Source organism: Caulobacter sp. GW821-FHT10F06, assembly GCF_058809215.1.
Map to the genome: position 1 here is coordinate 113,181 of NZ_JBXASK010000009.1, position 24,561 is coordinate 137,741.

At 69.5% G+C, this 24,561-nt stretch carries 24 protein-coding genes; 13 read left to right on the forward strand and 11 right to left on the reverse strand.

Annotated features, from left to right (window positions below; all coding sequences use genetic code 11):
- Positions 1 to 91 precede the first annotated feature (91 nt).
- The 7 genes from AC1RUS_RS19400 to ybaL form a co-directional block, all read right to left on the reverse strand.
- The gene (locus tag AC1RUS_RS19400; protein ID WP_492918223.1) at positions 92 to 580 is read right to left on the reverse strand and encodes a copper chaperone PCu(A)C; all 489 of its coding nucleotides are present in this window, start codon (positions 578 to 580) and stop codon (positions 92 to 94) included.
- A 14-nt stretch (positions 581 to 594) separates the two neighbouring features.
- Complete coding sequence (locus AC1RUS_RS19405; protein WP_492918224.1) at positions 595 to 1,107, reverse strand: YcnI family protein; 513 nt, start codon at positions 1,105 to 1,107, stop codon at positions 595 to 597.
- An 11-nt stretch (positions 1,108 to 1,118) separates the two neighbouring features.
- Entirely contained in the window at positions 1,119 to 3,200 is a 2,082-nt protein-coding gene (locus tag AC1RUS_RS19410) for a TonB-dependent receptor family protein (protein WP_492918225.1), read from the reverse strand.
- Positions 3,201 to 3,263: 63 nt separating this feature from the next.
- Complete coding sequence (locus AC1RUS_RS19415) at positions 3,264 to 3,662, reverse strand: DUF2946 family protein (RefSeq protein WP_492918226.1); 399 nt, start codon at positions 3,660 to 3,662, stop codon at positions 3,264 to 3,266.
- A gap of 72 nt (positions 3,663 to 3,734) precedes the next feature.
- Positions 3,735 to 3,938 carry a hypothetical protein gene (locus AC1RUS_RS19420; RefSeq protein ID WP_492918227.1) on the reverse strand — a complete coding sequence of 68 codons (204 nt, stop codon included), beginning with the start codon at positions 3,936 to 3,938 and terminating at the stop codon, positions 3,735 to 3,737.
- 125 nt (positions 3,939 to 4,063) lie between these two features.
- The gene (locus tag AC1RUS_RS19425) at positions 4,064 to 4,714 is read right to left on the reverse strand and encodes a glutathione S-transferase family protein (RefSeq protein ID WP_492918228.1); all 651 of its coding nucleotides are present in this window, start codon (positions 4,712 to 4,714) and stop codon (positions 4,064 to 4,066) included.
- Between the two features lie 85 nt (positions 4,715 to 4,799).
- The gene (gene ybaL / locus AC1RUS_RS19430; RefSeq protein WP_492918229.1) at positions 4,800 to 6,464 is read right to left on the reverse strand and encodes a YbaL family putative K(+) efflux transporter; all 1,665 of its coding nucleotides are present in this window, start codon (positions 6,462 to 6,464) and stop codon (positions 4,800 to 4,802) included.
- A gap of 71 nt (positions 6,465 to 6,535) precedes the next feature.
- On the opposite strand from ybaL, the gene AC1RUS_RS19435 reads away from it, so the two are divergent.
- The 12 genes from AC1RUS_RS19435 (at position 6,536) to AC1RUS_RS19490 (ending at position 19,313) form a co-directional block, all read left to right on the forward strand.
- Positions 6,536 to 6,784 (forward strand): helix-turn-helix domain-containing protein, encoded by a 249-nt coding sequence (locus AC1RUS_RS19435; protein ID WP_492918353.1) that lies wholly within the window; start codon positions 6,536 to 6,538, stop codon positions 6,782 to 6,784.
- 22 nt (positions 6,785 to 6,806) lie between these two features.
- On the forward strand, positions 6,807 to 8,594 hold the full coding sequence (locus AC1RUS_RS19440) for a cation:proton antiporter domain-containing protein (protein WP_492918230.1): 1,788 nt from the start codon (positions 6,807 to 6,809) through the stop codon (positions 8,592 to 8,594).
- A 181-nt stretch (positions 8,595 to 8,775) separates the two neighbouring features.
- The gene (locus AC1RUS_RS19445; protein ID WP_492918231.1) at positions 8,776 to 9,639 is read left to right on the forward strand and encodes a dienelactone hydrolase family protein; all 864 of its coding nucleotides are present in this window, start codon (positions 8,776 to 8,778) and stop codon (positions 9,637 to 9,639) included.
- Positions 9,640 to 9,681: 42 nt separating this feature from the next.
- On the forward strand, positions 9,682 to 10,146 hold the full coding sequence (locus AC1RUS_RS19450; RefSeq protein ID WP_492918232.1) for a hypothetical protein: 465 nt from the start codon (positions 9,682 to 9,684) through the stop codon (positions 10,144 to 10,146).
- A 124-nt stretch (positions 10,147 to 10,270) separates the two neighbouring features.
- On the forward strand, positions 10,271 to 10,912 hold the full coding sequence (locus AC1RUS_RS19455; RefSeq protein WP_492918233.1) for a TetR/AcrR family transcriptional regulator: 642 nt from the start codon (positions 10,271 to 10,273) through the stop codon (positions 10,910 to 10,912).
- A complete protein-coding gene (locus AC1RUS_RS19460; RefSeq protein ID WP_492918234.1) occupies positions 10,909 to 11,895 on the forward strand; it encodes an HlyD family secretion protein in 987 nt (328 codons plus the stop codon). Before AC1RUS_RS19455 ends, AC1RUS_RS19460 begins: the two co-directional genes overlap by 4 nt.
- Positions 11,892 to 12,809 carry an ABC transporter ATP-binding protein gene (locus AC1RUS_RS19465; RefSeq protein ID WP_492918235.1) on the forward strand — a complete coding sequence of 306 codons (918 nt, stop codon included), beginning with the start codon at positions 11,892 to 11,894 and terminating at the stop codon, positions 12,807 to 12,809. The genes AC1RUS_RS19460 and AC1RUS_RS19465 overlap by 4 nt, the downstream gene beginning before the upstream one ends.
- Entirely contained in the window at positions 12,806 to 13,933 is a 1,128-nt protein-coding gene (locus AC1RUS_RS19470; RefSeq protein WP_492918236.1) for an ABC transporter permease, read from the forward strand. The genes AC1RUS_RS19465 and AC1RUS_RS19470 overlap by 4 nt, the downstream gene beginning before the upstream one ends.
- Positions 13,934 to 14,257: 324 nt before the next feature.
- The gene (locus AC1RUS_RS19475; protein WP_492918237.1) at positions 14,258 to 15,460 is read left to right on the forward strand and encodes an OmpA family protein; all 1,203 of its coding nucleotides are present in this window, start codon (positions 14,258 to 14,260) and stop codon (positions 15,458 to 15,460) included.
- A gap of 413 nt (positions 15,461 to 15,873) precedes the next feature.
- Complete coding sequence (locus tag AC1RUS_RS19480) at positions 15,874 to 17,757, forward strand: ribonucleoside-diphosphate reductase subunit alpha (protein ID WP_492918238.1); 1,884 nt, start codon at positions 15,874 to 15,876, stop codon at positions 17,755 to 17,757.
- Between the two features lie 227 nt (positions 17,758 to 17,984).
- A complete protein-coding gene (locus AC1RUS_RS19485) occupies positions 17,985 to 18,932 on the forward strand; it encodes a lipid A-modifier LpxR family protein (RefSeq protein WP_492918239.1) in 948 nt (315 codons plus the stop codon).
- Positions 18,933 to 18,992: 60 nt separating this feature from the next.
- Positions 18,993 to 19,313, forward strand: coding sequence for a hypothetical protein (locus AC1RUS_RS19490; protein ID WP_492918240.1), 321 nt, complete (start codon positions 18,993 to 18,995; stop codon positions 19,311 to 19,313).
- A gap of 132 nt (positions 19,314 to 19,445) precedes the next feature.
- On the opposite strand, the gene AC1RUS_RS19495 is transcribed toward AC1RUS_RS19490, so the two are convergent.
- The 4 genes from AC1RUS_RS19495 to AC1RUS_RS19510 all read right to left on the reverse strand — a co-directional run bounded on the left by AC1RUS_RS19495 (position 19,446) and on the right by AC1RUS_RS19510 (position 23,526).
- Entirely contained in the window at positions 19,446 to 20,681 is a 1,236-nt protein-coding gene (locus AC1RUS_RS19495) for a patatin-like phospholipase family protein (protein ID WP_492918241.1), read from the reverse strand.
- Between the two features lie 7 nt (positions 20,682 to 20,688).
- A complete protein-coding gene (trhA, locus tag AC1RUS_RS19500) occupies positions 20,689 to 21,348 on the reverse strand; it encodes a PAQR family membrane homeostasis protein TrhA (protein WP_492918242.1) in 660 nt (219 codons plus the stop codon).
- Between the two features lie 71 nt (positions 21,349 to 21,419).
- Positions 21,420 to 22,190, reverse strand: coding sequence for a sulfite exporter TauE/SafE family protein (locus tag AC1RUS_RS19505; protein ID WP_492918243.1), 771 nt, complete (start codon positions 22,188 to 22,190; stop codon positions 21,420 to 21,422).
- 175 nt (positions 22,191 to 22,365) lie between these two features.
- Positions 22,366 to 23,526: an MFS transporter gene (locus AC1RUS_RS19510; protein ID WP_492918244.1), complete on the reverse strand. Its 1,161-nt coding sequence runs from the start codon at positions 23,524 to 23,526 to the stop codon at positions 22,366 to 22,368.
- A gap of 96 nt (positions 23,527 to 23,622) precedes the next feature.
- Here AC1RUS_RS19510 and AC1RUS_RS19515 point away from each other — a divergent pair, with 96 nt between their 5' ends.
- The gene (locus AC1RUS_RS19515) at positions 23,623 to 24,561 is read left to right on the forward strand and encodes a LysR family transcriptional regulator (RefSeq protein ID WP_492918245.1); all 939 of its coding nucleotides are present in this window, start codon (positions 23,623 to 23,625) and stop codon (positions 24,559 to 24,561) included.

Below are 24,561 nucleotides of genomic sequence, written 5' to 3' on the forward strand. Positions count from 1 at the left end.
AGGCATCCGTTGGTGTGAGCTGGCGGCAATCTGCCTCGCCGTGGAAAAAATCCTCCCTTACAAATTTGTCATGTCCGCCCAAAATGGCCGTTTAGTGATGCTGGTGTTCAGTTGCTAAACCCATAGGCGCCGGGGGCGCGGCGCTCTGGACGGTCAATTCAACCATCGCGCGACGGCCATTTTCGAAGATCAGCGTTACGGGGGCTTTTTGCCCCACGACCAGAGGCTGTTTCAGGCCCAGCAACATGAAGTGATAGCCGCCCGGGGCGAAGGCCAGCTTGCCGCCGGCGGGGATCACGACCCCGGCGTCCTGCCGGCGCATGGTCATGACGCCGTTGGCGGTCATGGACGAGTTGTGCATCTCGACCTTGCCGGCGATCGGGCTCTCGGCGCCGAGCAGCTTGACCGGCTTGGGGCCGGCGTTGGCGATGGTCAGGAAGCCCACGCCGTTCATGCCGGCCTGGGCTGGGCGGGTCCACGGGGCCTGGATGGTCAGGGCGCCGACCTTGTAGTCGCCGGCCAAGGCGGGGGCGGCGATCGCCGCGACGGCGCCGAGCGCGAGGAGAGTCGTGTGGCGCATGGTCTGTCTCCGGATCAATGCTGGTGGCCCGCCGGCGCGGCTGTCGGCGAAGAGTTTGGCGGCATCAGGCGAAGGACGGGGGCGGGGCGGGAGAGCTTCTCGTCCGGCGCGGCGGGGTTGGGCACTTCCGTCCACTGGCTCTCGCCCTTCTCGCAGGTCTGGATGACCGGAAAGACCAGGGTCTCGCCCGTGGCGGGCAGCTTCATCAGCACGTTGAAGTCGTCGAAGGCCTCGTCGGGCAGGCGGCCGCTGAAGGTGATCGCCGACGGCCCGGCCTTGGGATCGGCGCCGATGTCCTGCTCGATGACGTAGGTCCAGCCCGGCTTGGGCTGCGGCCGGGCCGAGGCGACGCCCGGCGGGATTTCGATCCTCACCTTGAGCGTCGCGTCGCCAGCCGAGCAGGCGTGGCCCACCCGGAAGGCGACGGCCGAATAGGAGCCGGCCTTGGCGGTGTCCGGCGCGACGACGACATGGGCCCTGGCCGGCAGGGGCGCGGCCAGGGCGATGAGAAGAGCGATCTTGCGCATCCAGGTCTCTCCTAGAACTTGCCCGAGACGCCGGCGAAGACTCCGCGTCCCTCGCCCGGCCAGAACGCCGCGGTGTTCTCGATGGTCGCCGCCGACACCGAGGCCGGGTTGGCGACCGCATTGACGGTGTTGACGTAGCGCTTGTCGAACAGATTGCGCGCGTCGAGGAACAAGGTCACCCCGCCTCGCGTGTAGCCCGCGCCCAGCGAGGCGATGGCGTAGTCGGGCGCGCGCACCTTGTTGCGATAGTCGACGAAGGGGCCGCGCGGCGACCACTCGACGGCGGGCGCGACGAACCAGCCGGCCGGGTGCTCGTATTTCAGCTCGGCGCGATAGAGGTGCTCGGGCACCACCGGCAGGGCGTTGTCGCCGTACTGGGCGTCGCCGTCGAAGTGGAAGTCCGACCAGGCATAGGTCTGGCGCAGGCGCACGCGCGGCGTGATCCGCCAGTCGAGCCCGGCCTCGATCCCCTGGTGCAGGGTCTTGTCGGCGTTGAAGGTGGCGGCCGGGTGGTCGGGATCGACCGTGAAGGTCAGCAGTTCGTGCTTCAGCTCGGCGCGATAGAGGGCCACGTCCCAGGCCAGGGGGCCCTTGCGACCGCGCGCCCCGACCTCGCCGGTCCAGGCGGTCTGCGGGACCACAGGCGCGAAGCCCGCCGCCGCCGTCGGCGAGAAGGCGCCGAAGTTGGGCGGCTCGACCGAGCGGGTCAGGTTGGCGAACAGCTGGCTGTCGGCGTCGACCTGGAACAGCAGGCCCAGGCGCGGGGCGAACCAGTCATAGTCGCGGGCGGCCGTCAGGTCGAAGCTCGTGGCGACGCCCGGCAGTTTGTAGGCCTGGTAATCGCGGCTCGCGGTCCCGTAGGTCCCGCCGGCGACGACGGCGACGCGCGGGGTGATGAACAGGCGACCCTCGGCGAAGACGTCCAGCGCCTCCGCGTTCTGGCGCGAGAAGGCCTGCAGCGCGCCTCTGGAGCTTCGCAGGTTCAGCCACTGGCGGGCGTCCAGATCGCCGACGCGATAGGAGACGCCGGCGAAGAGATCGGCGGCGCGACCGCCCAGCTGGCCCGTCCAGTCCAGCCGTCCGAAGGCGCCGAAGGTGCGGCTTTCCTGGTCGACAACCTGGAAGATCGGGTGGTCCAGATCCTTCCAGGCGCCATAGACGCCGCCCTCGAACACGGTGGTGTCGGAGAGCCGCCAGGTGGTCTGCAGGCTGGCGCGGGCGTTGCGCATGTTGCGCCCGTAATTGTTGGCGAGGTTGGCGGCGGCGGCGTTCCTCGGGCTGTTCAGGGCCTGGTTCAGCGTGACCGCGCCGGCGATCTGCTGCTTCAGGTCCGCGCCGCTGACATAGAGCCGCACCTCGCGATCCTGGCCGAAGCTGTGGCCGAGATTGGCCGAGAGTCGGGCGGCCGAAGCGTTGCTCTGCTGGCGCCAGCCGTCGCTGTTGGAGAGGGTCGCGCCGACGAAGAGGTCGTCGTCGCCCGACTGCCGGGCCATCTCGCCATGGACGCGGGCCGTGCCGAACGACCCGCCCTCGACGCGGAGAAGGGTGTCGGCCCCGGCGGTCCTGCCCGTCGGCGTGACCAGGTTGATCGCCCCGCCCAGCAGGGCGCCGCCGAAGCGCAGGGCGTTGCCGCCCTTGTAGACCTCGGTGAAGCGGGCCAGCAGCGGATCGACCAGCTGAAAGTCGCCATAGCCGTCGGCCTCGTTCAGCGGCACGCCGTCCTGGGCCAGCAGGATGCCGCGGTTGTGGCTGTTGTTGCCGACGCCCGAGCCCCGAATGGCCACGCGGGCGTCCTCGCCGAACTTCTTCTGGGCGAAGACGCCGGGCACGTCGCGGACGGTGTCGGTCAGGCCCAGGGCGTAGCGGTTGGCGTAGGCCTCGGACGAGATCACCGCCACCGCGCCGGGGGTCTCCGACAGGCGCTTGCGGGCGCGGGCCACGACGGGCGGGTCCTCGGTGTTGGGACGGGCGGTGACCAGCACGGAGTCGAGGTTGGTCTGCTCTTCGGCGTGAGCCCCAAGGGGAGCGATGACGGACGACAGGCAGAGGCCGGCGGCGCCCAGCATCAGGGCGCGACGAAACGAGAAGGTCATGGAACGTGAAGTCCTGAAAACGTGACGAGGCGCGCGACGGCTCGGCCGTAACGCGGAGGAGGGTCAGGCGTTCAGGAGGAGGGGTGGGCCCTGGCCGGGCGGCCGGGGCGGGGCGCGGGCGTGGCCGCGCACGCCCAGCACCCGCACGACGGCGATCTCGAGGCGGGCGGCGTAGCGGACGGGGATGACGGTCGAGGCCGGGTCGGGCGTCACGGCGGCCAGGCTGGCGGCTACGCACTGGCCGCACTTGAAGCCGCCGAACATCTTGTCGGGGACGGGTTTGTCGTCGCCGCCGACCCTGACCAGCTTGGCGCCCTCGACCGTACAGATGACGATGGCTTCGCCGCTGCGGGTCGAGCGGGCCATGGCGATGGCCGGGACCAGGGTCTGGGCCAGCACCGCGAGCGCCGCCAACCAGGCGACGAGCAGACCAGATCCGGATTTTCCCCGACGGGCTTTCATGACGTGGCGTGACTAAGCCCTGGCCAGGGCCGGGTCAATCAAGCGTCGCTGAGGCATGACCGCGCGCGGCGCTCAACTGGGCTCGCGGTGAGGCCGCCGGCGTCGCGCCGCCCAGACGACCGCCGAGCTGGACGCCACGACCCCGCTCAGCAGCACCCCCAGCGTCAGCAGGCCCAGCGGCGTGAACCGCGCGCGCAGGCGCAGCTGGATCGGCCCGGCGACCAGGTCCAGCTCGGCGGTCTGGGCGTGCCTGTCGAGTGTCGTGTCCTGCAACATGGAACCCTGCCTCCGTCGCGGGTGGATCATGGGGTCATTGATCACCTTGATGCGGAAGGGCTCAAGGTCGGGGTTGGGGTGGGCGGCCCTCGGAACCCCTCTCTCATAGAGAGGGGTCTTGAGCGTCACCCGCCCTGCGCCGCCTCGAACACCGCCAACTGAGCGGCGAAGGCGCGCTGGAAGGCCGGGCGGGCTTCGGCGCGGGCGACATAGGCGACGAGGTTGGGATAGTCGGCCAGGAACGGCGACGTCTTCAGTCGGCGCAGGACGGTCACCATCAGCAGGTCGCCGGCGCTGAAGTCGCCGTCGAGCCAGTTGGCGTCGCCCAGGCGCTGGGACAGATCGCTGAGCCGGGGGCGGATGCGCTGTTCCAGGATCGGCAGGCGGGCCGCGTACCAGGGCTGGTCGCGCTCCATCAGCACGGCGGCCTCGCGGGCCAGGATCGGCGGCTCGATCGTGCTGAGCGCGGCGAACATCCAGTTGATCGCATGGGCCCGGGCGGTCGGGGCGTCCGGCAGCAGGCCCGGATGGCCCTGGGCGATCTGGAACACGATGGCGCCCGACTCGAACAGGGTGAGGTCGCCGTCCTGATAGGTGGGGATCTGGCCGAAGGGCTGGCGCGTCTTGTGCTCGGCCGCCTTCATGTCGGCGAAGGACACCAGCTTGACCCCGTAGGGCTGGCCCACCTCCTCGAACGCCCAGCGCACCGGCATGTCGCGCGCCAGGCCCCGGCCGCGATCGGGCGAGGCTTCGAAGGCGGTGATGGTCGGGCTCATGGTCGGTCTCCGCGTGAGGTCTCCCCGAGGACGAACGATAGTGAGCCCTTCCGACAGGCGCGCGGACTTTTCGTGACGCCCCGTCCTAGTGATGCCCTTGGGCGGCCGCCGGCTTCTTGCGCGGGGCGCGGGCCAGCATGCCCTTGGCGATCTCCTCCTCGCCGATCAGGGCGTAGGTGGCGCCCATCGACTTGAGAAGGTCGACATCGGCGTCGGTATAGGCGCGGGCGATGATCTCGGCGCCCGGATTGGCGGCGCGGGCCTGCTCGATGATCCGCGAGGCCTCGAACGGGTTGGGCACGGCGACGAACAGGTGGGTGGCCTTGTCCAGGCCCGCCTTCAGCAGCACCTCGGGCAGGACAGCGTTGCCGCCGACGGTCTCGAAGCCGGCGGCCTTCAGCTCGGCGGCGCGTTCGGCGTCGTCCTCGATGACCACCAGCGGCGTCTTGCCCTTCAGGCCTTCGGCGACGAGTTTCCCGACCCGGCCGTAGCCGACCAGCAGGGCGTGGGGGAGGGCGGCGGCCGCGACAGGGGCCTCGCCGGCGGCCTTGCGCTCCTTGGCGATCATCTTGGGCAGCACCTTGTCGAGGATCGCGAACAGCAGCGGATTGACCAGGATCGAAAGAATCGCGCCGGCCAGCACCAGGTCGCGGCCGTCGTCGGGCAGCAGCTTCAGCGAGACGCCCAGGCCCGCCAGGATGAACGAGAACTCGCCGATCTGCGCCAGGCTGGCCGAGATGGTCAGGGCCGTGCTCATCGGGCGCTTGAAGGCCAGCACGATGATCAGGGCGGCCAGCGACTTGCCGACGACGATGATCGCCAGGGTGGCCAGCACCGCCAGCGGCTCGCGCAGCAGCACCATCGGGTCGAACAACATGCCGATCGACACGAAGAACAGCACCGCGAAGGCGTCGCGCAGGGGCAGGGTCTCGTTGGCGGCCTGTTGCGACAGCTCGCTCTCGGCCATGATCATGCCGGCGAAGAAAGCGCCCAAGGCGAACGAGACGCCGAACAGCGCCGCCGAGCCGAACGCCACGCCCAGGGCGATGGCCAGCACGCCCAGGCGGAACAGCTCGCGCGAACCGGTATGGGCGATGCGGTGCAGGATCCACGGGATCACCCGGCGGCCGACGATCAGCATGAAGGCCACGAACGCGGCGACCTTGCCCAGGGTGATGGCGAAGGCGCCGGCCACGCCGCCTGGTCCGGGCGCGGCGGCCTCGCCGCCCAGCATGCCCGACAGCGCCGGCAGCAGGACCAGGGCCAGGACCATGGCCAGGTCCTCGACGATCAGCCAGCCGACCGCGATCTTGCCGCGTCCGGTCTCGATCAGGCGTCGCTCTTGAAGCGCCCGCAGCAGCACCACGGTCGAGGCGACCGATAGCGCGAGGCCGAAGACGATCCCAGCGCCGACGCCCCAGCCGAGCAGCAGCGCCAGGCCCAGGCCCATCACCGTCGCCGCCGCGATCTGCACGATGGCGCCGGGGATGGCGATCTTGCGCACCGCCATCAGGTCCTTCAGCGAGAAGTGCAGGCCCACCCCGAACATCAGCAGGATCACGCCGATCTCGGCCAGCTGCGGCACCAGCTCCTGGTCGGCCACGTAGCCGGGGGTGAACGGCCCCACCAGCACGCCGGCCAGCAGGTAGCCGACCAGCACCGGCAGCTTCAGCCGGTTGGCGATGGCGCCGAACACGAAGGCCAGTCCCAGGCCCGCGACGATGGTGGCGATCAGCGAGGTATGGTGCAAAGGCTCTCCTTGACGGTCAACGTTTTCGGGCGTACTCAACCAATATGGGTGACGTCACCCGGATTTGCCATATGCCACACGCAAAAATTCTCCTCCCTGCTCAGTGCAGGGGCGCCCGGGGCCTGCTCAGCTGGTCCCAGGGCGATCTCGCCGACAAGGCGGGCGTGTCACGCAGCACGGTCAAGGATTTCGAGACCGAGCGCCACGCGTTGCACCATAGCACCGAACGCCTGCTCATCGAGGCGATCGAGGCCGGAGGAGTGACCTTGATCTTCGCCGACGAGGCGGGGCCGGGCGTGCGGCTGAAGCTGGCGAGCTAGACCGGAGCTAGAGGGAGAGCGCGTGCAGCACGAGGTTTCACCAGCGGACTACAAGGACCTGGTCCTGTTCCTGGCCACCGCGGGCATCGTCGCGCCGATCTTCAAGCGCCTGAAGATCAATCCCATCCTCGGCTTCCTGCTGGCCGGCGTGATCCTGGGACCGTTCGGCCTGGGCCGGCTGATCCACTTCGCCCCGTGGCTGGACTACGTCACCGTCGACAATCCCGACGAAATCGCCCAGCTGGCCGAGTTCGGCGTCGTCTTCCTGCTGTTCATGATCGGGCTGGAGCTGTCGTGGGAGCGGCTGCGGCTGATGCGCAAGCTGGTCTTCGGCCTGGGCGCGGCCCAGGTGATCGGCTGCTCCATCGCCCTGGGGCTGGGCGCCATGGCCCTGGGCCAACCGCCCGTCGCGGCCCTGGCCATCGGCGCGGCTCTGACCCTGTCCTCCACCGCCATCGCCGTGCCGGTGCTGGCCGAGCGGCGGCGGCTGCATTCCGAGGGCGGCCGGGCGACCTTCTCGGTGCTGCTGTTCCAGGATCTGGCCGTGGCTCCGATCCTGATCACCCTGACTATCCTGGGACGCGGCGACGGAGTCTTCGTGCTGAAGGACCTGGCCGCCCTGGTCCCGGCGGCGCTCGGGCTGGGCGCGCTGGTGCTGGTGGGCCGGCTGGCCTTGCGGCCGATGCTGAAGTCCGTCGCCAAGGCCAAGAGCGAAGAGATGTTCATGGCCGCCTGCCTGCTGGTGATCATCGGCGCGGGCATGGTCAGCGCGCTGTCGGGCCTGTCGATGGCCCTGGGCGCGTTCGTGGCCGGCGTGCTGCTGGCCGAGACCGAGTATCGCCACGAGGTCGAGGTCAAGATCGAGCCCTTCAAGGGCCTGCTGCTCAGCCTGTTCTTCGTGTCGCTGGGCATCCGCCTGGACCTGTCGCTGCTGTTCGCCAAGCCGGTGCTGATCCTGGGCGTCGCCCTGGGGCTGCTGGTGGTCAAGGGCGTGATCGTGTTCCTGGGCGGCCTGGCCCTGCGGCTGGGCGTCAAGGCCTCGACCGAGTCGGCCCTCATCCTGGCGGCCGGCGGCGAGTTCGCCTTCGTCATCCTCGACAACGCCATGGGCGCCCATGTCGTGCCGCGCTCGATCGGCCAGGCGGTGCTGGTCTCGGCGACCCTGACCATGTTCCTGATCCCGGCCCTGGCGGCCCTGGGCGCGAAGTTCGGGCGCAAGTCCAACGTCCAGACCTCGGAGGCCCCCAAGCCGGCCGTCGACCGCCTGGATCCGGAGCCCGAGGGCCAGGTGCTGATCATCGGCTACGGCCGGGTCGGCAAGCTGGTGGCCGACATGCTCAAGCGCCACGACCTGCCCTGGACCGCCGTCGAGCGCGACGCCCGCCTGGTCGAGCAGGGCCGCCGCGACGGCAGCCGCATCTATTACGGCGACGCCTCGCGGCTGGAGCTGCTGGAGCGCTGCGGCCTGGCCACGGCGCGGGCGGTGGTCATCACCATGGACGCGCCCGAAGCCGCCGAGGCGGTGGTCGCCTCCGCGCGCGGCGCGCGGCCGGACCTGGCCATCGTGGTCCGGGCCCGCGACGCCCGCCACGCCGCGCGGCTCTACGAACTGGGCGCCACCGACGCCGTGCCCGAGACCATCGAGGCCAGCTTGCAGCTCTCCGAGGCCGTGCTGGTCGACATCGGCGTGCCGATGGGCCTGGTCATCGCCTCGATCCACGAACGCCGCGACGAGTACCGCAAGGTGCTCAATCGCCCCGACGCGCTTGGCGGCAAGCGGCGGCGGCTGCGGGACGCGTCGCTGCGATAGTCACCCGAACCTGTCATCCCGGGCAAGCGCAGCGCTGACCCGGGACCGCACCAGGCTCGGAGCTTCCGGCGGTCCCGGATAGCCTCTGCGAGGCTTCCGGGATGACAGAGATGGTCGATGGTCAATCGGGCGCGCCTGACGCTAAAGTCCCCGCCTCACCCTCCCTCGAAGGCGACCGACCATGTGCGACGACGACATCTGCCAGGATCCCGATTCCGCGCCGTCCCTGTCGCGGCGGGCGTTCAGTCTGTCGCTGGGCGCCGTCGCCGCCTTCGCCGCCACACACGCCTCGGCGGCCGCGACGACGGTCGAGAAGAGCGTCGACATCAAGACCGCCGACGGGGTCTGCGACGCGGCGCTGTTCCATCCCGAAGGCAAGGGCAAGTGGCCGGCGGTGCTGATTTGGACCGACAACCAGGGCCTGCGCCCGGTGTTCCGCGACATCGGCAAGCGCCTAGCCGCCCAGGGCTATGTGGTGCTGGTCCCCAACCCGTTCTACCGCAGCCGGCGCGCGCCGGTTCCGGGCGACGGCTTCGACTTCGCCAAGCCCGAGGATCGCGCCCAGATCACCGCCCTGTCGGCCACGCTGACGCCCGACGGCGCGGCGCGCGACGCGGCCGCCTTCCTGGCCTATCTCGACGCCCAGCCCCAGGCCGACAAGCGCAAGAAGGCCGGCGTGCAGGGCTACTGCATGGGCGGCCACCTGACCTTCCGCACGGCCGCCGCGGCGCCGGGCCGGATCGGCGCGGCCATGACCTTCCACGGCGGCGGCCTGGTCACCGACCAGCCGACCAGCCCGCACCTGCTGATCCCGGCCATGAAGGCCGAGGTGCGCTGCGCGGTCGCCAAGAACGACGACGCCCGCGCGCCCGACGCCAAGGACAGGCTGAAGGCGGCCTTCGAGGCGGCCAAGCTGACCTCCAGCGTCGAGGTCTATCCGGCCAACCACGGCTGGTGCGTGCCCGGCAATCCCAGCTACGACGAGGCTTCCGCCGAGCGCGCTTGGGCGGAGCTCTCGGCGCTGTACAAGGCGCGGCTGACCTAAGGGCGGGCGGAAACCTCGGCTCGACTGGCGTGTTGAGCCTGGATGAAAACGCTCGAACTGCTTCCCTCCGCCCTGATCGGCGCCGTCGCCAGCGCGCGCTCGATGACGCCGATGGCCACGATCGCGACCGCGCGCCTGGCGGGCCGTGACACGCCCGGGCGGCTGGTCCTGCTGGATCATCCGCTGTTCAAGTTCGGCGCCCTGGCCATGGGCGCGGGAGAGCTGTTCGGCGACAAGATGAAGTCGGCGCCCGACCGCACGGTCTTCCTGGGCTTGCTGGCCCGGGTGCTGAGCGCCGGCATCGCCGGCGCGGCCCTGGCCCCGCGCGGCAAGGAGAAGGCGGGAGCCGCTGTGGCGGTCGCGACCGCCGTGCCCCTGGCCTATCTGACGCTGGCCGGTCGCAAGCGCGCCATGGCCCAGGTCGGCCAGACCCGCAGCGGCCTGATCGAGGACGCCCTGGTGGTCGCCGCCGGCGCGGCCATCGTGGCCCTGACGGTCGACCGCTAGTCCCAGTCCCTGACACCTAGTCCTGATCGTCCGGTGTCGAGAGGTCGCCGGACGGGCGATCTTGCGGCAGGGCTTGGCTTACGTTATGTATCTGGCCAGTCAGATATATAATCGAGCAGGGGCGATGGAGCCGGGACAACCGAAGTGGCGCAGGCGGAGCCAGGCGCGGCCGGGCGAGATCGTCCAGGCGGCGCTGGAGGTGTTCGCCGAGAAGGGCTTCGCGGCCGCGCGGCTGGACGACATCGCCCGCGAGGCGGGCGTGTCCAAGGGCGCGCTCTATCTCTATTTCGAGACCAAGGAAGAGCTCTTCCAGGCGGTGGTGCGCCAGGCGGTGGCCCCGAACCTCGACGTGATCGAGGCGATCCTCGGCCAGCCCGACACGCCCTTCCCCGACACGCTGCGGATGGCCTTCGCCGGCATCGTCAAGGTGATCGGCGCCTCAAAGGTGGGGGCTGTGGCCAAGCTGGTGATCGGCGAGTCACGCAACTTCCCGGAGTTGGCGCGGGTCTGGCACGACGAGGTGATCAGCCGGGCGCTGGCCGCCATCACCGACGCGATCGCCGCCGCCCAGTCGCGCGGCGAGGTGCGGCCGGGCGATCCGCGCTTCCACGCCTTCAGCATCATGGGGCCGGTGCTGGTCGGGGTGCTGTGGCGCGAGACCTTCACGCCGATCGGCGCGCCGGCGGTCGACCTCGAGGCGCTGGTCCGCCAGCACGCCGAGACGGTGATCGCCGGCCTGACCACAGTCGAGAGGGGGGCGGCATGAAACCCATCGTTCGCATCGCCGTGGCGGCGGTCGCCGTCGTCGTGGTCGGGGCCGTGGTCTGGCGCGCCTTCGGGCCGTCGGCCCACCCGCCGCATCGCCTGTCGGGTTATGTCGAGGGCGAGACCCTCTATGTCGGAGCGTCCGGCGCGGGGCTGGTCAGCACGGTCGCGGTGAGGCGGGGCGACCGGGTGAGCGCGGGCCAGCCGCTCTTCTCGCTGGACGCCGCCCAGCTGGCCGCCGCCCGCGACCAGGCCGCCGCGCAGCTGACGGCCGCCCAGGCCCAGGTCCGCGACGCCGAGAAGGGCCAGCGGCCGCAGGAGCTGGCGGTCTTTGACGCCGAGCGCGCCGCCGCCGAGGCCGCCGTCCGCCAGGCCCAGGCCGAGTACGACCGCATCGCGCCGCTGGTGCGCAGGGGCATCTACGCGCCGGCTCGTCTCGACACCGCCCGGGCCGCGCGCGACACCGCCGTGGCCCAGTCGCGCGCCGTGGCCCGGCGCAAGGACGTCGGGACCCTGGGCGCGCGGCCCGACGCCGTGCGCGCCGCCCAGGCCCAGGCCGACGCCGCCCGCGAGGCCCTGGCCGCCGCCCAGAACCGCCTCGACCTGATCAGCCCCAAGGCCCCGGCCGCCGCCCGGGTGCAGGACGTCTTCTACCAGCCCGGCGAATGGACCGCCGCCAACCAGCCGGTGGTGGCCCTGCTGGCCGACGACCGGGTGCGCCTGCGGTTCTTCGTGCCGGAAGGGGAGGTGGCCCGCTATCGCGTCGGGACCGGCGTGCGCTTCGACTGCGACGGCTGCGGCCCGACCCGCGCGGCGCGGATCAACTATGTCAGCCCCAAGCCCGAGTTCACCCCGCCGGTGATCTACAGCCGCGAGGCCCGCCAGCGGTTGGTGTTCCTAGTCGAGGCCCGGCCCGAAGGCGGCGCGACCCTGGCCCCCGGCCAGCCGGTCGACATCGTCCCACTGCCGGAGGATCGGCGGTGACCCTGGCGGTCGACGTCGTCGGGCTGAACAAGAGCTTTGGCCCACGACACGTGGTGCAGGACGTCGCCATCCAGGTCGAGACCGGCAAGATCACCGGCTTCCTGGGGCCCAACGGCTCGGGCAAGACCACCACCTTGCGGATGCTGTGCGGCCTGCTGACCCCCGACAGCGGCGAGGGCCGGGTGCTGGGCCTGGACTTCCGCAAGGACGCCGAAGCGGTCAAGCGCCAGACCGGCTACATGACCCAGAAGTTCTCGCTCTACGAAGACCTGTCGATCGAGGAGAACCTCGACTTCGTGGCCCGTGTCCACGAGCTGGACCGCCGCCGCGAGCGGGTGAAGGAGAGCCTGGACCGCCTGGGCCTGACCGCCCGCAAGAAGCAGCTGGCCGGCAGCCTGTCGGGCGGCTGGAAGCAGCGCCTGGCCCTGGCCGCCAGCGTCATGCATGGGCCCAAGCTGCTGCTGCTCGACGAACCCACCGCCGGCGTCGACCCCAAGGCCCGGCGCGAGTTCTGGGACGAAATCCACGCCCTGTCGGCCGAGGGCCTGACCGTGATGGTCTCCACCCACTACATGGACGAGGCCGAGCGCTGTCACGACATCGCCTATATCGCCTACGGCAAGCTGATGGCGCGCGGCACGGCCGACGAGGTCATCAAGCAGTCGGGGCTTGTGACGTTCCGCGCGGAAGGCGTCGGCGCCGACCGGCTGGCCCGCGAGCTGGCCGGCAAGCCGGGCGTGGCCATGGCCGCGCCGTTCGGGGCGGCCCTGCATGTCAGCGGGACCGACCGTGTCGCGCTGGAGGCCGCCGTCGCGCCCTATCGCCAGCCGCCGCTGGTCTGGACCGAGGTGCAGCCGACGCTGGAGGACGTCTTCATCCGCCTGATGGGCGGCGCTCAGGACAATTTTCAATGAGCGGTCTGTCGGGCGCGCGCATCCTGGCGGTGCTGATCAAGGAGTTCATCCAGCTCACCCGCGATCGGCTGACCTACGGCATGATCCTGGTGATGCCGATCGTGCAGCTCCTGCTGTTCGGCTACGCCATCAACAACGATCCCCGGAACCTGCCGACGGCGGTCTATGTGCAGGACCAGGGGCCGATGGCCCGCTCGACGCTCGCGGCGCTGGTCAACAGCGGCTATTTCCGGATCGTCCGCCAGGCGGCCTCGCGGGCCGAGCTCGACGACGCCATCGCCCGGGGCGAGGTCCAGTTCGCCCTGACCATCCCGCCCGACTTCACGCGGCGGGTGGTGCGCGGTGACCAGGCCCAGATCCTGGTCGAGGCCGACGCTTCGGATCCCGCCGCCACCGGCGGGGCGATCGCGGCCCTGGCCAGCCTGCCGCAGAACGCCCTGGCCCGCGACCTGGTCGGCGCCGTCGCCCGGCCGTCCAGCCCGCCGTTCGAGGTGGTGGTCCACAAGCGCTACAATCCCGAAGCCATCACCGCCTACAACATCGTGCCGGGCCTGCTGGGCGTGATCCTGTCGATGACGCTCGTGATGATGACCTCGCTGGGCGTCACCCGCGAATACGAGCGCGGCACCATGGAGAGCCTGCTGGCCACGCCGGCCAGGCCCATCGAGGTGATGATCGGCAAGCTGACGCCCTATGTCGCCGTGGGCCTGATCCAGACCGTGGTGATCCTGACCCTGGCCAGGGCGCTGTTCGCCGTGCCGATGGCCGGCGGCTGGCTGGCCCTGGCGGCCGGCGTGCTGCTGTTCATCATCGGCTCGCTGTCGCTGGGCTTCCTGATCTCGACGCTGGCGCGAACCCAGCTGCAGGCCATGCAGATGTCGTTCTTCTACATCATGCCGTCGATCCTGCTGTCGGGCTTCATGTTCCCGTTCCGCGGCATGCCGGCCTGGGCCCAGGCCCTGGGCAGCGTCATTCCGGTCACGCACTTTCTTCGCGTGGTGCGCGGCGCGCTGCTCAAAGGTCTCGGCTTTACGGAGATGTGGACCAGTCTATCCGCGCTCGGACTATTCGTTATTCTTGTCGCCGCCCTGGCGATGGCGCGTTATCGAACGACGCTGGATTGACAGTCCTGCTGATCGCGTGGCGGGCGAATATCCTCAAAAACAATGTTCAGACTGCGTCAACGCGCCGCCTTTTCATTCATCAAGGCCTTGCGCGGCGAGGATTCACGTGCGAACCCATCCATGCTGGCGCTCTCTGCGGAAAACTCGGCCGACATACTCGGAAGTTGATTTTGTGGGGCGGTCTTGTTTAGCTTCCTGGAGCAGATATCCAGGTCAGCGAAACCTGACGAGTGTGGCTTTGCTGACACTTTCCCGGGACGTTCGCCTTGGTATAACAATGCTCGGTCGTTTTCGGCCGGAGCAGGGCAATAGAGGGCTCTTGATATGAAATTCAAACTCCTGGCGGGAGTCGCTCTGGCTGCGGTTTGCGCCGCGTCGGGCGTCTCGGCGCAAGAGACCGGCTGGTACGGCGCGGTCGACCTTGGCTACCACTGGCCGACGGCTCTGAAGACCGAATCGGAAGCCAACGCTCCGGACGGCGCGCACTATCACTGGGAGTGGGCTTCGGACCGCGACTGGACCGGCTTCGTTCGTCTCGGCTACCAGTTCACCCCGAACTGGCGCGCTGAAGTCGAAGGCGGCTATCGCCCCGGCGATCTGACCTCGGTTCGCGGCAATGGCGTTCGCCAGCAACCGCGCGGCCTCTGCACCCCGGGCGTCGTGCGCACCGCCGCCGCCCCGACCTGCGGCTCGCCGGACGGTTCGATCGACTCCTGGACCCTGATGGCGAACGTCCTGTACGACTTCGCTCCGGACGCCTGGCTGAACCCCTTCATCGGCGCCGGCGTCGGCCTGAACCGCGTGGACATCAAGGCCCTCGGCCAGTTCAGCGGCGTGGGCACCGTGACCGCGACCAACGCGGCCATCCAGAACCTGAGCGTCGACGACAACGACCTGACCGTCGCCTGGCAAGCCATCGCCGGCGCGTCGATCAAGGCGACCGACAAGCTGAAGATCGACGTGACCTACCGCTACCTGGCGGGCAACGACACGGCGTTCCAATCGGTGGGTTCGGGTCTGCTGCAGCCGGGCGCCTTCGAGGGCCAATACAAGGACCAGTCGCTGACCGTGGGTCTGCGCTATTCCTTCGCTTCGCCGCCCCCGCCGCCGCCGCCCCCGCCGCCGCCGCCGCCTCCTCCGCCCCCGCCGCCTCCGCCCCCGCCGCCTCCCCCGCCGCCTCCGCCGGCGTATGAGGCTCGCGAGTTCATCGTCTACTTCCCGTTCGATCAATCGATCCTGACGCCGGAAGCTCAGTCGGTGGTCACGGAAGCCGCGAACTACGCCAACGCCGGCAAGGCGACGAAGCTGGTGGTCGTCGGTCACACCGACACCTCGGGTTCGCCGAAGTACAACGCCAAGCTCTCGGAACGCCGCGCTAAGGCCGTCGCCGACGCTCTGGTGGGTCAAGGCGTCGCCGCCGGCGCCCTGGCCGTCGACTGGAAGGGCGAAAGCGCTCCGGCCGTCGCCACCGGCGACGGTGTGAAGGAACCGCTGAACCGCCGTTCCACGATCTCGATCAACTTCTAAGATCAAGATCCATCTGATTGGGGAGGGCCCGGCGGAAACGCCGGGCCCTTTCTTTTTGTCCGAAGGGTCGCTCTGACGGGTGTGGTCTGTCCGCGAGGCGAACAGCCGGCGCCCAGATCTTGTGGTCATCCTGTGAGCGAACGCTGGTGTCCGGGGGCGGATCGTTCGCGCCGTCTTGCGACCGTCTGTCGCGCCTGCAAAAACTTCGTCCAGGCAACCCTTTGATCCTGCCCAGCAAGTTCAGGGCGTTCACAGCTTGTTAACGAAAAACTCGCTCCGGAGGCGCATCTCGCCGTTGACGAGTCATTAGCCACTGTGGCCCCATATGTGGGCTGAGGGGGCTCCTCGGCCACAAGATGTAGCGGCTGGACGGGGCGTTCCCTTCTCCGGAACACGCTGATTGATTATGGATTTTGATCATGACTGGCAGTGAAGCGGCGAAGATTCAGCCTGTCTCCAAGGCGCGCACCGAAGGCATGCGGGTGTCGGAGCGTCCCCAGCTGTCGCTGGTGCGCAAGGTCGAGGTCGATCGCTCGCGCGACGCCCTGCTGACCGACTTCGGCAAGACCACCCTGGAAGACCGCTACCTGCTGCCGGGTGAGTCGTATCAGGACATGTTCGCCCGCGTGTCGACGGCCTTCGCCGACGACGCCGACCACGCCCAGCGCGTCTACGACTATATGAGCCAGCTGTGGTTCATGCCCTCGACCCCGGTGCTGTCGAACGGCGGCGCCGAGCGCGGCCTGCCGATCAGCTGCTTCCTGAACGCCGTCGGCGACAGCCTGGACGGCATCCTGGGTGTCTGGAACGAGAACGTCTGGCTGGCGGCCAACGGCGGCGGCATCGGCACCTACTGGGGCAACGTCCGCTCGATCGGCGAGAAGGTGAAGGGCCAGGGCCAGACCTCGGGCATCATCCCCTTCATCCGCGTCATGGACAGCCTGACCCTGGCGATCAGCCAAGGCTCGCTGCGTCGCGGCTCGGCGGCCGTCTATCTCGACATCCACCACCCGGAGATCGAGGAGTTCCTCGAGATCCGCAAGCCGTCGGGCGACTTCAACCGCAAGTCCCTGAACCTGCACCACGGCATCTCGATCACCGACGAATTCATGTTCGCGGTGCGCGACGGCGCCAAGTTCGGCCTGCGCTCGCCCAAGACCGGCGAAGTCGTCCGCGAAGTCGACGCTCGCGCCCTGTGGCAGAAGGTGCTGGAGCTGCGCCTGCAGACCGGCGAGCCCTACCTGATCTTCTCCGACACCGTGAACCGCGCCATGCCCCAGCACCAGCGCGAGCTGGGCCTGACGGTGCGCCAGTCGAACCTGTGCAGCGAGATCATGTTGCACACCGGCGTCGACCACCTGGGCAACGACCGCACGGCGGTCTGCTGTCTGTCGTCGGTGAACGCCGAGACCTTCATGGAATGGCGCGACCACCCGCTGTTCATCCAGGACATCATGCGCTTCCTCGATAACGTCCTGCAGGACTTCATCGACCGCGCGCCGGACGCGGCCTCGGCCGCCGCCTACGCCGCCATGCGCGAGCGTTCGGTGGGCCTGGGCCTGATGGGCTTCCACAGCTTCCTGCAGAGCCAGAACGTGCCGTTCGAGAGCGCCCTGGCCAAGAGCTGGAACATGCGGATGTTCAAGCACCTGCGCCGCGAGGCCGACAAGGCCTCGATCGCCCTGGGCGAAGAGAAGGGCCCGTGCCCCGACGCCGCCGAGCGCGGCTCGATGGAGCGCTTCTCGCACAAGCTGGCCATCGCCCCGACGGCCTCGATCTCGATCATCTGCGGCGGCACCAGCGCCGGCATCGAGCCGATCCCGGCCAATATCTACACCCACAAGACCCTGTCGGGCTCGTTCGCGGTGAAAAACCCCTACCTGGAGAAGCTGCTCGAGGAGAAGGGCCAGAACACCGACGCGGTGTGGGGCTCGATCTTGGAGAACGAAGGCTCGGTCCAGCACCTGGAGTTCCTGAGCCAGGACGACAAGGACGTCTACAAGACCGCCTTCGAGCTGGACCAGCGCTGGGTGGTCGAGCTGGCCGCCGACCGCACGCCGGAAATCTGCCAGAGCCAGTCGGTGAACATCTTCCTGCCGGGCGACGTCGACAAGTGGGACCTGCACATGCTGCACTGGCAGGCCTGGGAGCGCGGCGTGAAGTCGCTGTACTACCTGCGCTCCAAGTCGGTGCAACGCGCCGCCTATGCCGGCTCCGACACGGCCGTGGCCGGCCCGGCCAACGGCTTCGACGCCCCGGAAAAGACGGACTACGAGGAATGCCTCGCCTGCCAATAAGGGCGGCCTGGACGACCTGATCAAAACGGCGGCGTGGAGCCCTCCACGCCGCCGTTTCCATGTCCGGGAACCAAAATCCCTAGCGCCTGTTCACCATGCGGGCTTTCGTCACGGTGGACAGCGTCGAATTACCGGCTAGGCTGGGTTCGATTGGGATTGGGGAATCCGCAATGCGGGTTGTTGGAAGAGGGATTTCCACGCTCTGCCTGACGGTCATGGCTTTCGCCGTGACGGGAGCGCTGCCCTGTTCCGCGATGGCGGCCGTGAAGGCGGCCAAGGCGTCCAAGCCTGTAGGTAAGGTCTCCGTCGCCGCGCGCAAGACCCCCGTCACGCCGAATTTCAAGCTGGCCGCCCCGCCCGCCAAGCCGATCAATCTCAGCCTCCGCGACGTGCGTCCCGCCGCCGGCTTCATGCCGCGCGAGGTCGACTCGCCCGCCGCACAGGTCGAGGGCGAATTCGCTCTGTCGCCGGCCGCGTCCTATGGCGACGCCCGCCTGCTGGACGCCGACCGCTATTATGACGGCCGAGGCCCGGTCTCCTGGCGTTCGAACGCCTTCGTCGTGGCCGAGAAGGGCGGGGCCGTCGATTCGGTCCGCGTTTCGGTGGCCAATGTCTCGCGCACCGCCGCGATCGCGCCCCTGACCCTGGTGCGGCCGGACTCCGATAATTTCGACACCGACGACGTGGATGTCACCCTGACGCGCGGCTGGCCTTCGGCGGTGAAGTTCGCGGCCGGCAAATATGCGCTGGACGTCACGCCCCATGCCGGCCTGGGCTTCGGCGACGCCGGCGGCTCGGCCGAGGCCGGCGCCACGGTGCGCCTGGGCAAGAACGTCGAGGATCGCGTCAGCGACTCGCTGGGTCTGCGCGACGGCGGCGAGGCCTTCGGCCAGCGCGGTCGCTGGTATGTGTTCGCGGCCGCCAGCGGGCGCGCCGTCGGCATGAACATGCTGCGCGGCCAGGACGGCGACTGGAGCCGGGCCGGCCTGACCTCCGACGTCAACAGCAAGCTGATCGGCGACTCCCAGGCCGGCGTCGCCTGGCGTCGCGGGCCGATGCAGGCCTCGCTGGGCTACATCCATCGCGAGATGAAGGCCAAGGACCAGATCATGGGCATGGCGACCCAGAAGGACTCCATGGTCGCCCTGTCGTTCAGCCTCAAGCCGCACTGGTAGCGCCATCATTATCGCGCTGGCGCTTGAGTTTCGCGCCGTGATCGTGCGATAGCGCCCCCCATGACCGACAGCGAGCCTCCTCGCCGCAAGATTTTGAGCCTGAAGAGCGGCGTCGCCGCTCCCGGAGGCCCCAAGCCGCTTGAGCGCATCGCCAAGCCGGCTCGTCCCGTGACGCCCGAACCGCCGCCGGCGCCGCCGCCCGCGGTCGGCGACTGGAAATGCAAGCCGTGCGGCACGCGTTTCGATCCTTCGCCGGACCTCGCCGACGAGGACTCGGTGCGCTGCCCGTCGTGCAACGCCCGCCTGGGCCTGGCGTCCGACTTCCGCGCCGATCCGCCGAACGTGGAAAAGCTCCGCGCGCGGTATCTGAAGAAGGCCTAGGCCTTTTGTCAGATGCTCCCCCTTTGGGGGAGCTGTCGCGGAGCGACTGAGGGGGTCCTCAACTGGATAAGCCGGAGAGGACCCCTCCGACCCTCCGGGCCACCTCCCCCAAGGGGGAGGATCGAATATGCCCTACTCCAGCGCATCCCCCGGGATCGGGCCCAGCTCGATCCGCGTCGGCTGGCGCTTGAAGAGGCCTCGCCAGCCGGTCGGCTCGGCGGACGGGTGGGTCCAGACCTTGTCGGCCGCCGCCAGCTCCACGCCCTCGTCGAAGATCTTGCGCATGGTGGCGGTGTCGAACTTCAGCATGTTCAGCCCATCGAAGCTGGACGGGATCGAGGCTACGCTGAGCGGCAGGTTGTGCCGGGCGCAGAAGCCCGAGGCCAGGCTCAGGGCCTGGCGATACGAGAACCGCAGCATGGTCTCGAAGCTGCGGCCCATGATCGAGGCCACGCCCGGCACGGTCGAGCGCGGCGAGGGGTCCAGCACTGTGTTGACGATCACATAGACCCGGCCGCGCCGCAGGCGGTTGCCCAGGTTGCGCCAGTGCAGCAGGGCCTCGGGCATCAGGAACAGCGGCGCGGCGACGCCGCCGTCGACATGCATCTCCTGATATTGCTCGCCTCCGGCCTCGACGTCGAACAGCTTGGGCGGGAACAGGCCCGGCACCGTGGCCGAGGCGATCAGCACGTCGCGGAACAGCCGCAGGGCCTTGTCGCCGCCGCGCTGGGCGATCGCGCCCATGTCCCAGATGGTGGCCTTCTGGTTGTCGAGATTGGTGGTGGCGATCAGCAGCCGCCGGCCCCGGGCGTGCTCGCGGGCCACGGCGTTGACGAGGTGCTCGTCGATGAACGGCTCGACCAGGGCGTCCAGTCCCTCGCCCTTGAACAGGCTAGGGCCCAGGGCGCCGGCGAAGCCTTTCAGGCTCAGCAGCTCGGCCGCGTGGCCGCCGACATAGGCGTCCATCAGCCGCTCGTCCCATTCCGAACCCACGAAGGCCAGGGGCGCGATCAGGGCCCCGGTGCTGACCCCGGTGACGATGGCGAACTCGGGCCGCTTGCCGGCCTTGGTCAGGCCCACCAGCACGCCCGCGCCGAACGCGCCGCCCGAGGCGCCGCCCGACAGGGCCAGGATGTTGAAGTCGTCCTTGCCCAGCAACGAGCGGGTCGGGGTCAGCCGGTCGGCGACGGCGTTCAGAGCCTGGTCGGCCTGGTCGACGGTCAGGCGCACGCCGGGGAAGTCGACGGCCTCGGCGTGGCTGTCGGCGGGCGGCGCGGACAGGCGCTTGCCGCGCAGAGGATCGGGCATCTTGCGGTCGCGGAAGAGGCCCTGGATCTGGATGGAGAGTTTATCGGGAGGCTTGTTCAAGCTGGACTCACGCGCGGGCGCCGGCCAGGACCACCCCGACCAGCACGGCGGCGTAGTGCAGGCCCGCGCCGCCGATGACGTGGCCATGCCAGATGGCCCGTCGGAACTTCAGACGACGCATCAGATAGAAGATGGTTCCGGTCGAATAGACCAGGCCGCCGATGGCCAGCAGCAGCAGGGCCACCCACGACATGCCGTGGAACATCGGCTTGATGGCGACCAGCACCAGCCAGCCCAGAGCCAGGTACAGGCCAACCCAGAACCGTTTGTCCAGGCCCGGCAGGAACAGCTTGGCCAGCACGCCGACCGTGGCGACGCTCCACACCGCCGAGGTCATGCCGATCGCCCACCAGCCATGCAGGTTCTGGGTGGTGAAGGGGGTGTAGGACGCGGCGATCATGATGAAGATGCCGGCATGGTCGAAGCGGCGCAGCAGCGGTCGCCAGCGGGCCTTGGCGAAGTTGTAGGCGGTCGACAGCGACAGCATCGTGATCAGGCCGACCGTATAGACCGAGACCGCCGCCACTTGGCTCAGCGAGCCCAGGCCAAAGGCCAGGCCCAGCAGGATGCCGCCGCCCAGCAGGGCGCAGGCCAGGCCGGCCAGGTGCACGACGAGGTCGGCGCATTTCGCGGCCGGGGTCGGATAGTGGGTGGTGATGTCGGTCATGGCGCCCAGTCTAACCGCATGGAGTGACGTATGAACGACGATCATCATGGCGCCGAAAGGGCGGCGGGTCGTCAGGAAAGCAGACCGTGGGCCCCATCGAAGGCCAGCTTTCCGCCGACCGCGACCAAAAGGACATAGATGACCTTGTAGAAGCCCTCGGCCGGCACGCGTCGCACCAGCCAGACCCCGGCCCAGGTCGAGGCGATGGCCAGGGGCAGCAGCACCCCGGCCGTGGCCAGGACCTTCGGCGTGAACTGGCCCAGGGCGACATAGGCCGGGACCTTCATCCAGTTCACGACCGCGAAGAAGATGGCGCTGGTGCCGATGAAGGCGTCGCGCGGCAGGCGGCGCGGCAGGACATAGATCTGGAACGGCGGGCCGCCGGCGTGGGCGATCTGGCTGGTGAAGCCGGCCGCCATGCCGCACAGGGCGCCCAGCCAAGGCCGGCCCGGCGTGGCCTCGACCTGGGCGGCGGCCTTGACCGCGCGCTCGGCCCACAGGCGCTGCAGGGCGAAGAGGATCGACACAAGGCCCACGGCCAGCTCGACCGCCGCTGACGAGACGAAGGCCGCCAGGGCCCAGCCCAGGAAGATGCCCACCGCCGCGGCCGGCAGCATCAGGATCAGCAGGCCCTTGTCCCAGTTCTTCCGGAACGCCCAGACGCTGACCACGTCCTGGACCAGCAGGATCGGCAGGGTGATCGACGCCGCCAGCACCGGCGACACCGCCAGCGCCATCATCGGCACGGCCACCACCCCGATCCCCGCGAACCCGCCCTTGGCCAGGCCCAGCAGGATCACGGCGGGGATGGCGACGGCGTAGAAGAAGGGGTCGGTGAGCATGGGGCGGGTGTTAGCAGTCGGATCTTTAGGGAGCCATGGCCGGCGCCGTTGAGGACCCCCTCAGTCGCTCCGCGACAGCTCCCCCGAAGGGGGAGCATCGAGAAGGCTCGGCTGATGTAGATCCTCCCCCTTTCGGGGGAGGTGGCCCGGAGGGCCGGAGGGGGTCCTCCCGGACCTAAGCCGTCAGAACCCGCCGCTCCGTCCGCAGGCTCACCGCCGCCAGGCCCAGCGCCGACAGGGGCACGATCGCTGCGACTAGCGGAACCGAGCCCAGGCCCGGGCCGTGGGCGATCACCGCGCCGCCCAGCCAGGCGCCGAACGCGTTGCCGAGATTGAAGGCCGCGATGTTCAGGCTCGAGGCCAGGCCCTGGCCCGCGCCGCCGGCCTGTTGCAGCACCCGCATCTGCAGCGGGGCGACCGTGGCGAAGGCGGTCGCGCCCAGCAGGAAGGCGGCGATCACCGCGCCGACGCGATCGTGGAAGGCGAAGGCCGAACCCAGCATGACCACGGTCAGCAGGGCCAGGGTCCCCAGCAGGGCGCCGGACAGGTTCCTGTCCGCCCAGTGGCCGCCCACCAGGTTGCCGCCGACCAGACCCGCGCCGAACACCAGCAGGATCGGCGAGACGGCTTCCTTCGAATAGCCGGCCAGCTGCGTCAGGATCGGCTGGATGTAGGTGAACACCGCGAACACGCCGCCAAAGCCCAGCACGGTCATCAGCAGACCGACCTGCACCTGCGGCCGGGCCAGCACGGCGAACTCGTCCTTCAACGGGGCGGGGACGACCTTCTCCTGAGCGCGCGGCACGAACACGGCCAGCACCACCAGGGCCAGCAGGCCGACGCCGGCCACCGCCCAGAAAGTCGCGCGCCAGCCGAAGGCCAGGCCCAGCCACGACCCGAACGGCACGCCCAGCAGGGTGGCGATGGTCAGGCCGGTGAACATCACAGCGATGGCCGAGGCCTTGCGCTCGGGCGCCACCAGGCTCATCGCCACCAGCGATCCGACCCCGAAGAAGGTGCCGTGGGCCAGGGCGGTGATCACCCGGGCGGCCATCAGCATCGGATAGCTGGGCGCCAGGGCGCAGGCCAGGTTGCCGATCGTGAAGATCGCCATCAGAGCCAGCAGCGTGGTCTTGCGGGGCAGGGTGCGGGTGGCCAGGGTCAGGATCGGCGCGCCGACGAAGACGCCCAGGGCGTAGCCGGTCATCAGCAGGCCGGCGGTCGGGATCGAGACGTGGAGGTCGGCGGAGACCTGCATCAGCAGGCCCATGATGACGAACTCCGTGACGCCGATCCCGAAGGCTCCGACGGTCAGGGCGTAGAGGGCGATGGGCATGACGGGCTCCGAATGAATGTCGAACCCGCAGATGGCTTACAGATCGCCTGTGAACTAGATTGTCGAAAAGAACTGGATTTGTGAGTTCAAGTCATCATGGCCCGTCTGGAGGTCAATCGCGCCGGCGAGATGGAAGCCTTCGCCCGCGTCGTCGAACTGGGCGGCTTCACCCCGGCGGCCCGGACCCTGGGCATGACACCGTCGGCGGTCAGCAAGCTGATCGCCCGGCTGGAGGCGCGGCTGGGCGTGCGGCTGGTCAATCGCTCGACCCGCAAGATCGAGCTTACGGCCGAGGGCGCGACCTTTCTTGAACATTCGCGGCGGGTGCTAGCCGACCTCGACGAGGCCGAGCGCTCGGTGGCCGCCGACGCCACGCCGCGCGGCCGGGTGCGGGTGAACGCCAGCATTCCGTTCGGCCTGCATTTCCTGCTACCCCTGGCCCCGCGCTTCACCGGACGCTTTCCGGACGTGACGCTGGACATCACCGTCACCGACCAGGTCATCGACCTGATCGGCGAGCGGGCCGATGTCGCCATCCGCGTGGGGCCGATGCGGCCCTCGCAGCTGATGGCCCGCAAGCTGGGCGAAAGCGCCATCGTCTATGTGGCCTCGCCGGACTATCTGGCCCGCGCCGCGCGGCTGGACAGCCCGTCCGACCTGCCGCGCCACGACCTGATCAGCTTCAACTTCGCGCGCCACACCGACGAATGGCCGTTCGTGATCGATGGCCAGCGGGTGTCGTTGCCGGCGCCGGGCCGCGTGGCGGTCAGCGACGGCGAGAGCGCCCGGCGGTTGGCCCTCGCGGGCCAGGGCCTGGCGCGGCTGGCGCGCTACCACATCGGGCCCGACCTCGAGGCCGGCCGCTTGGTGACGGTGCTGGACGCCTTCACCCCGCCGGACCTGGAGGCGGTCCACGCCGTCTATGTCGGCCACGGCGGCCGCCTGCCGGCGCGGGTGCGGGCGTTCCTGGATTTCCTGGTCGAGGCGGTGGACCTGAAGCGGCCGCCATCGTCGACGGTGTCATCCCGGCCGTAG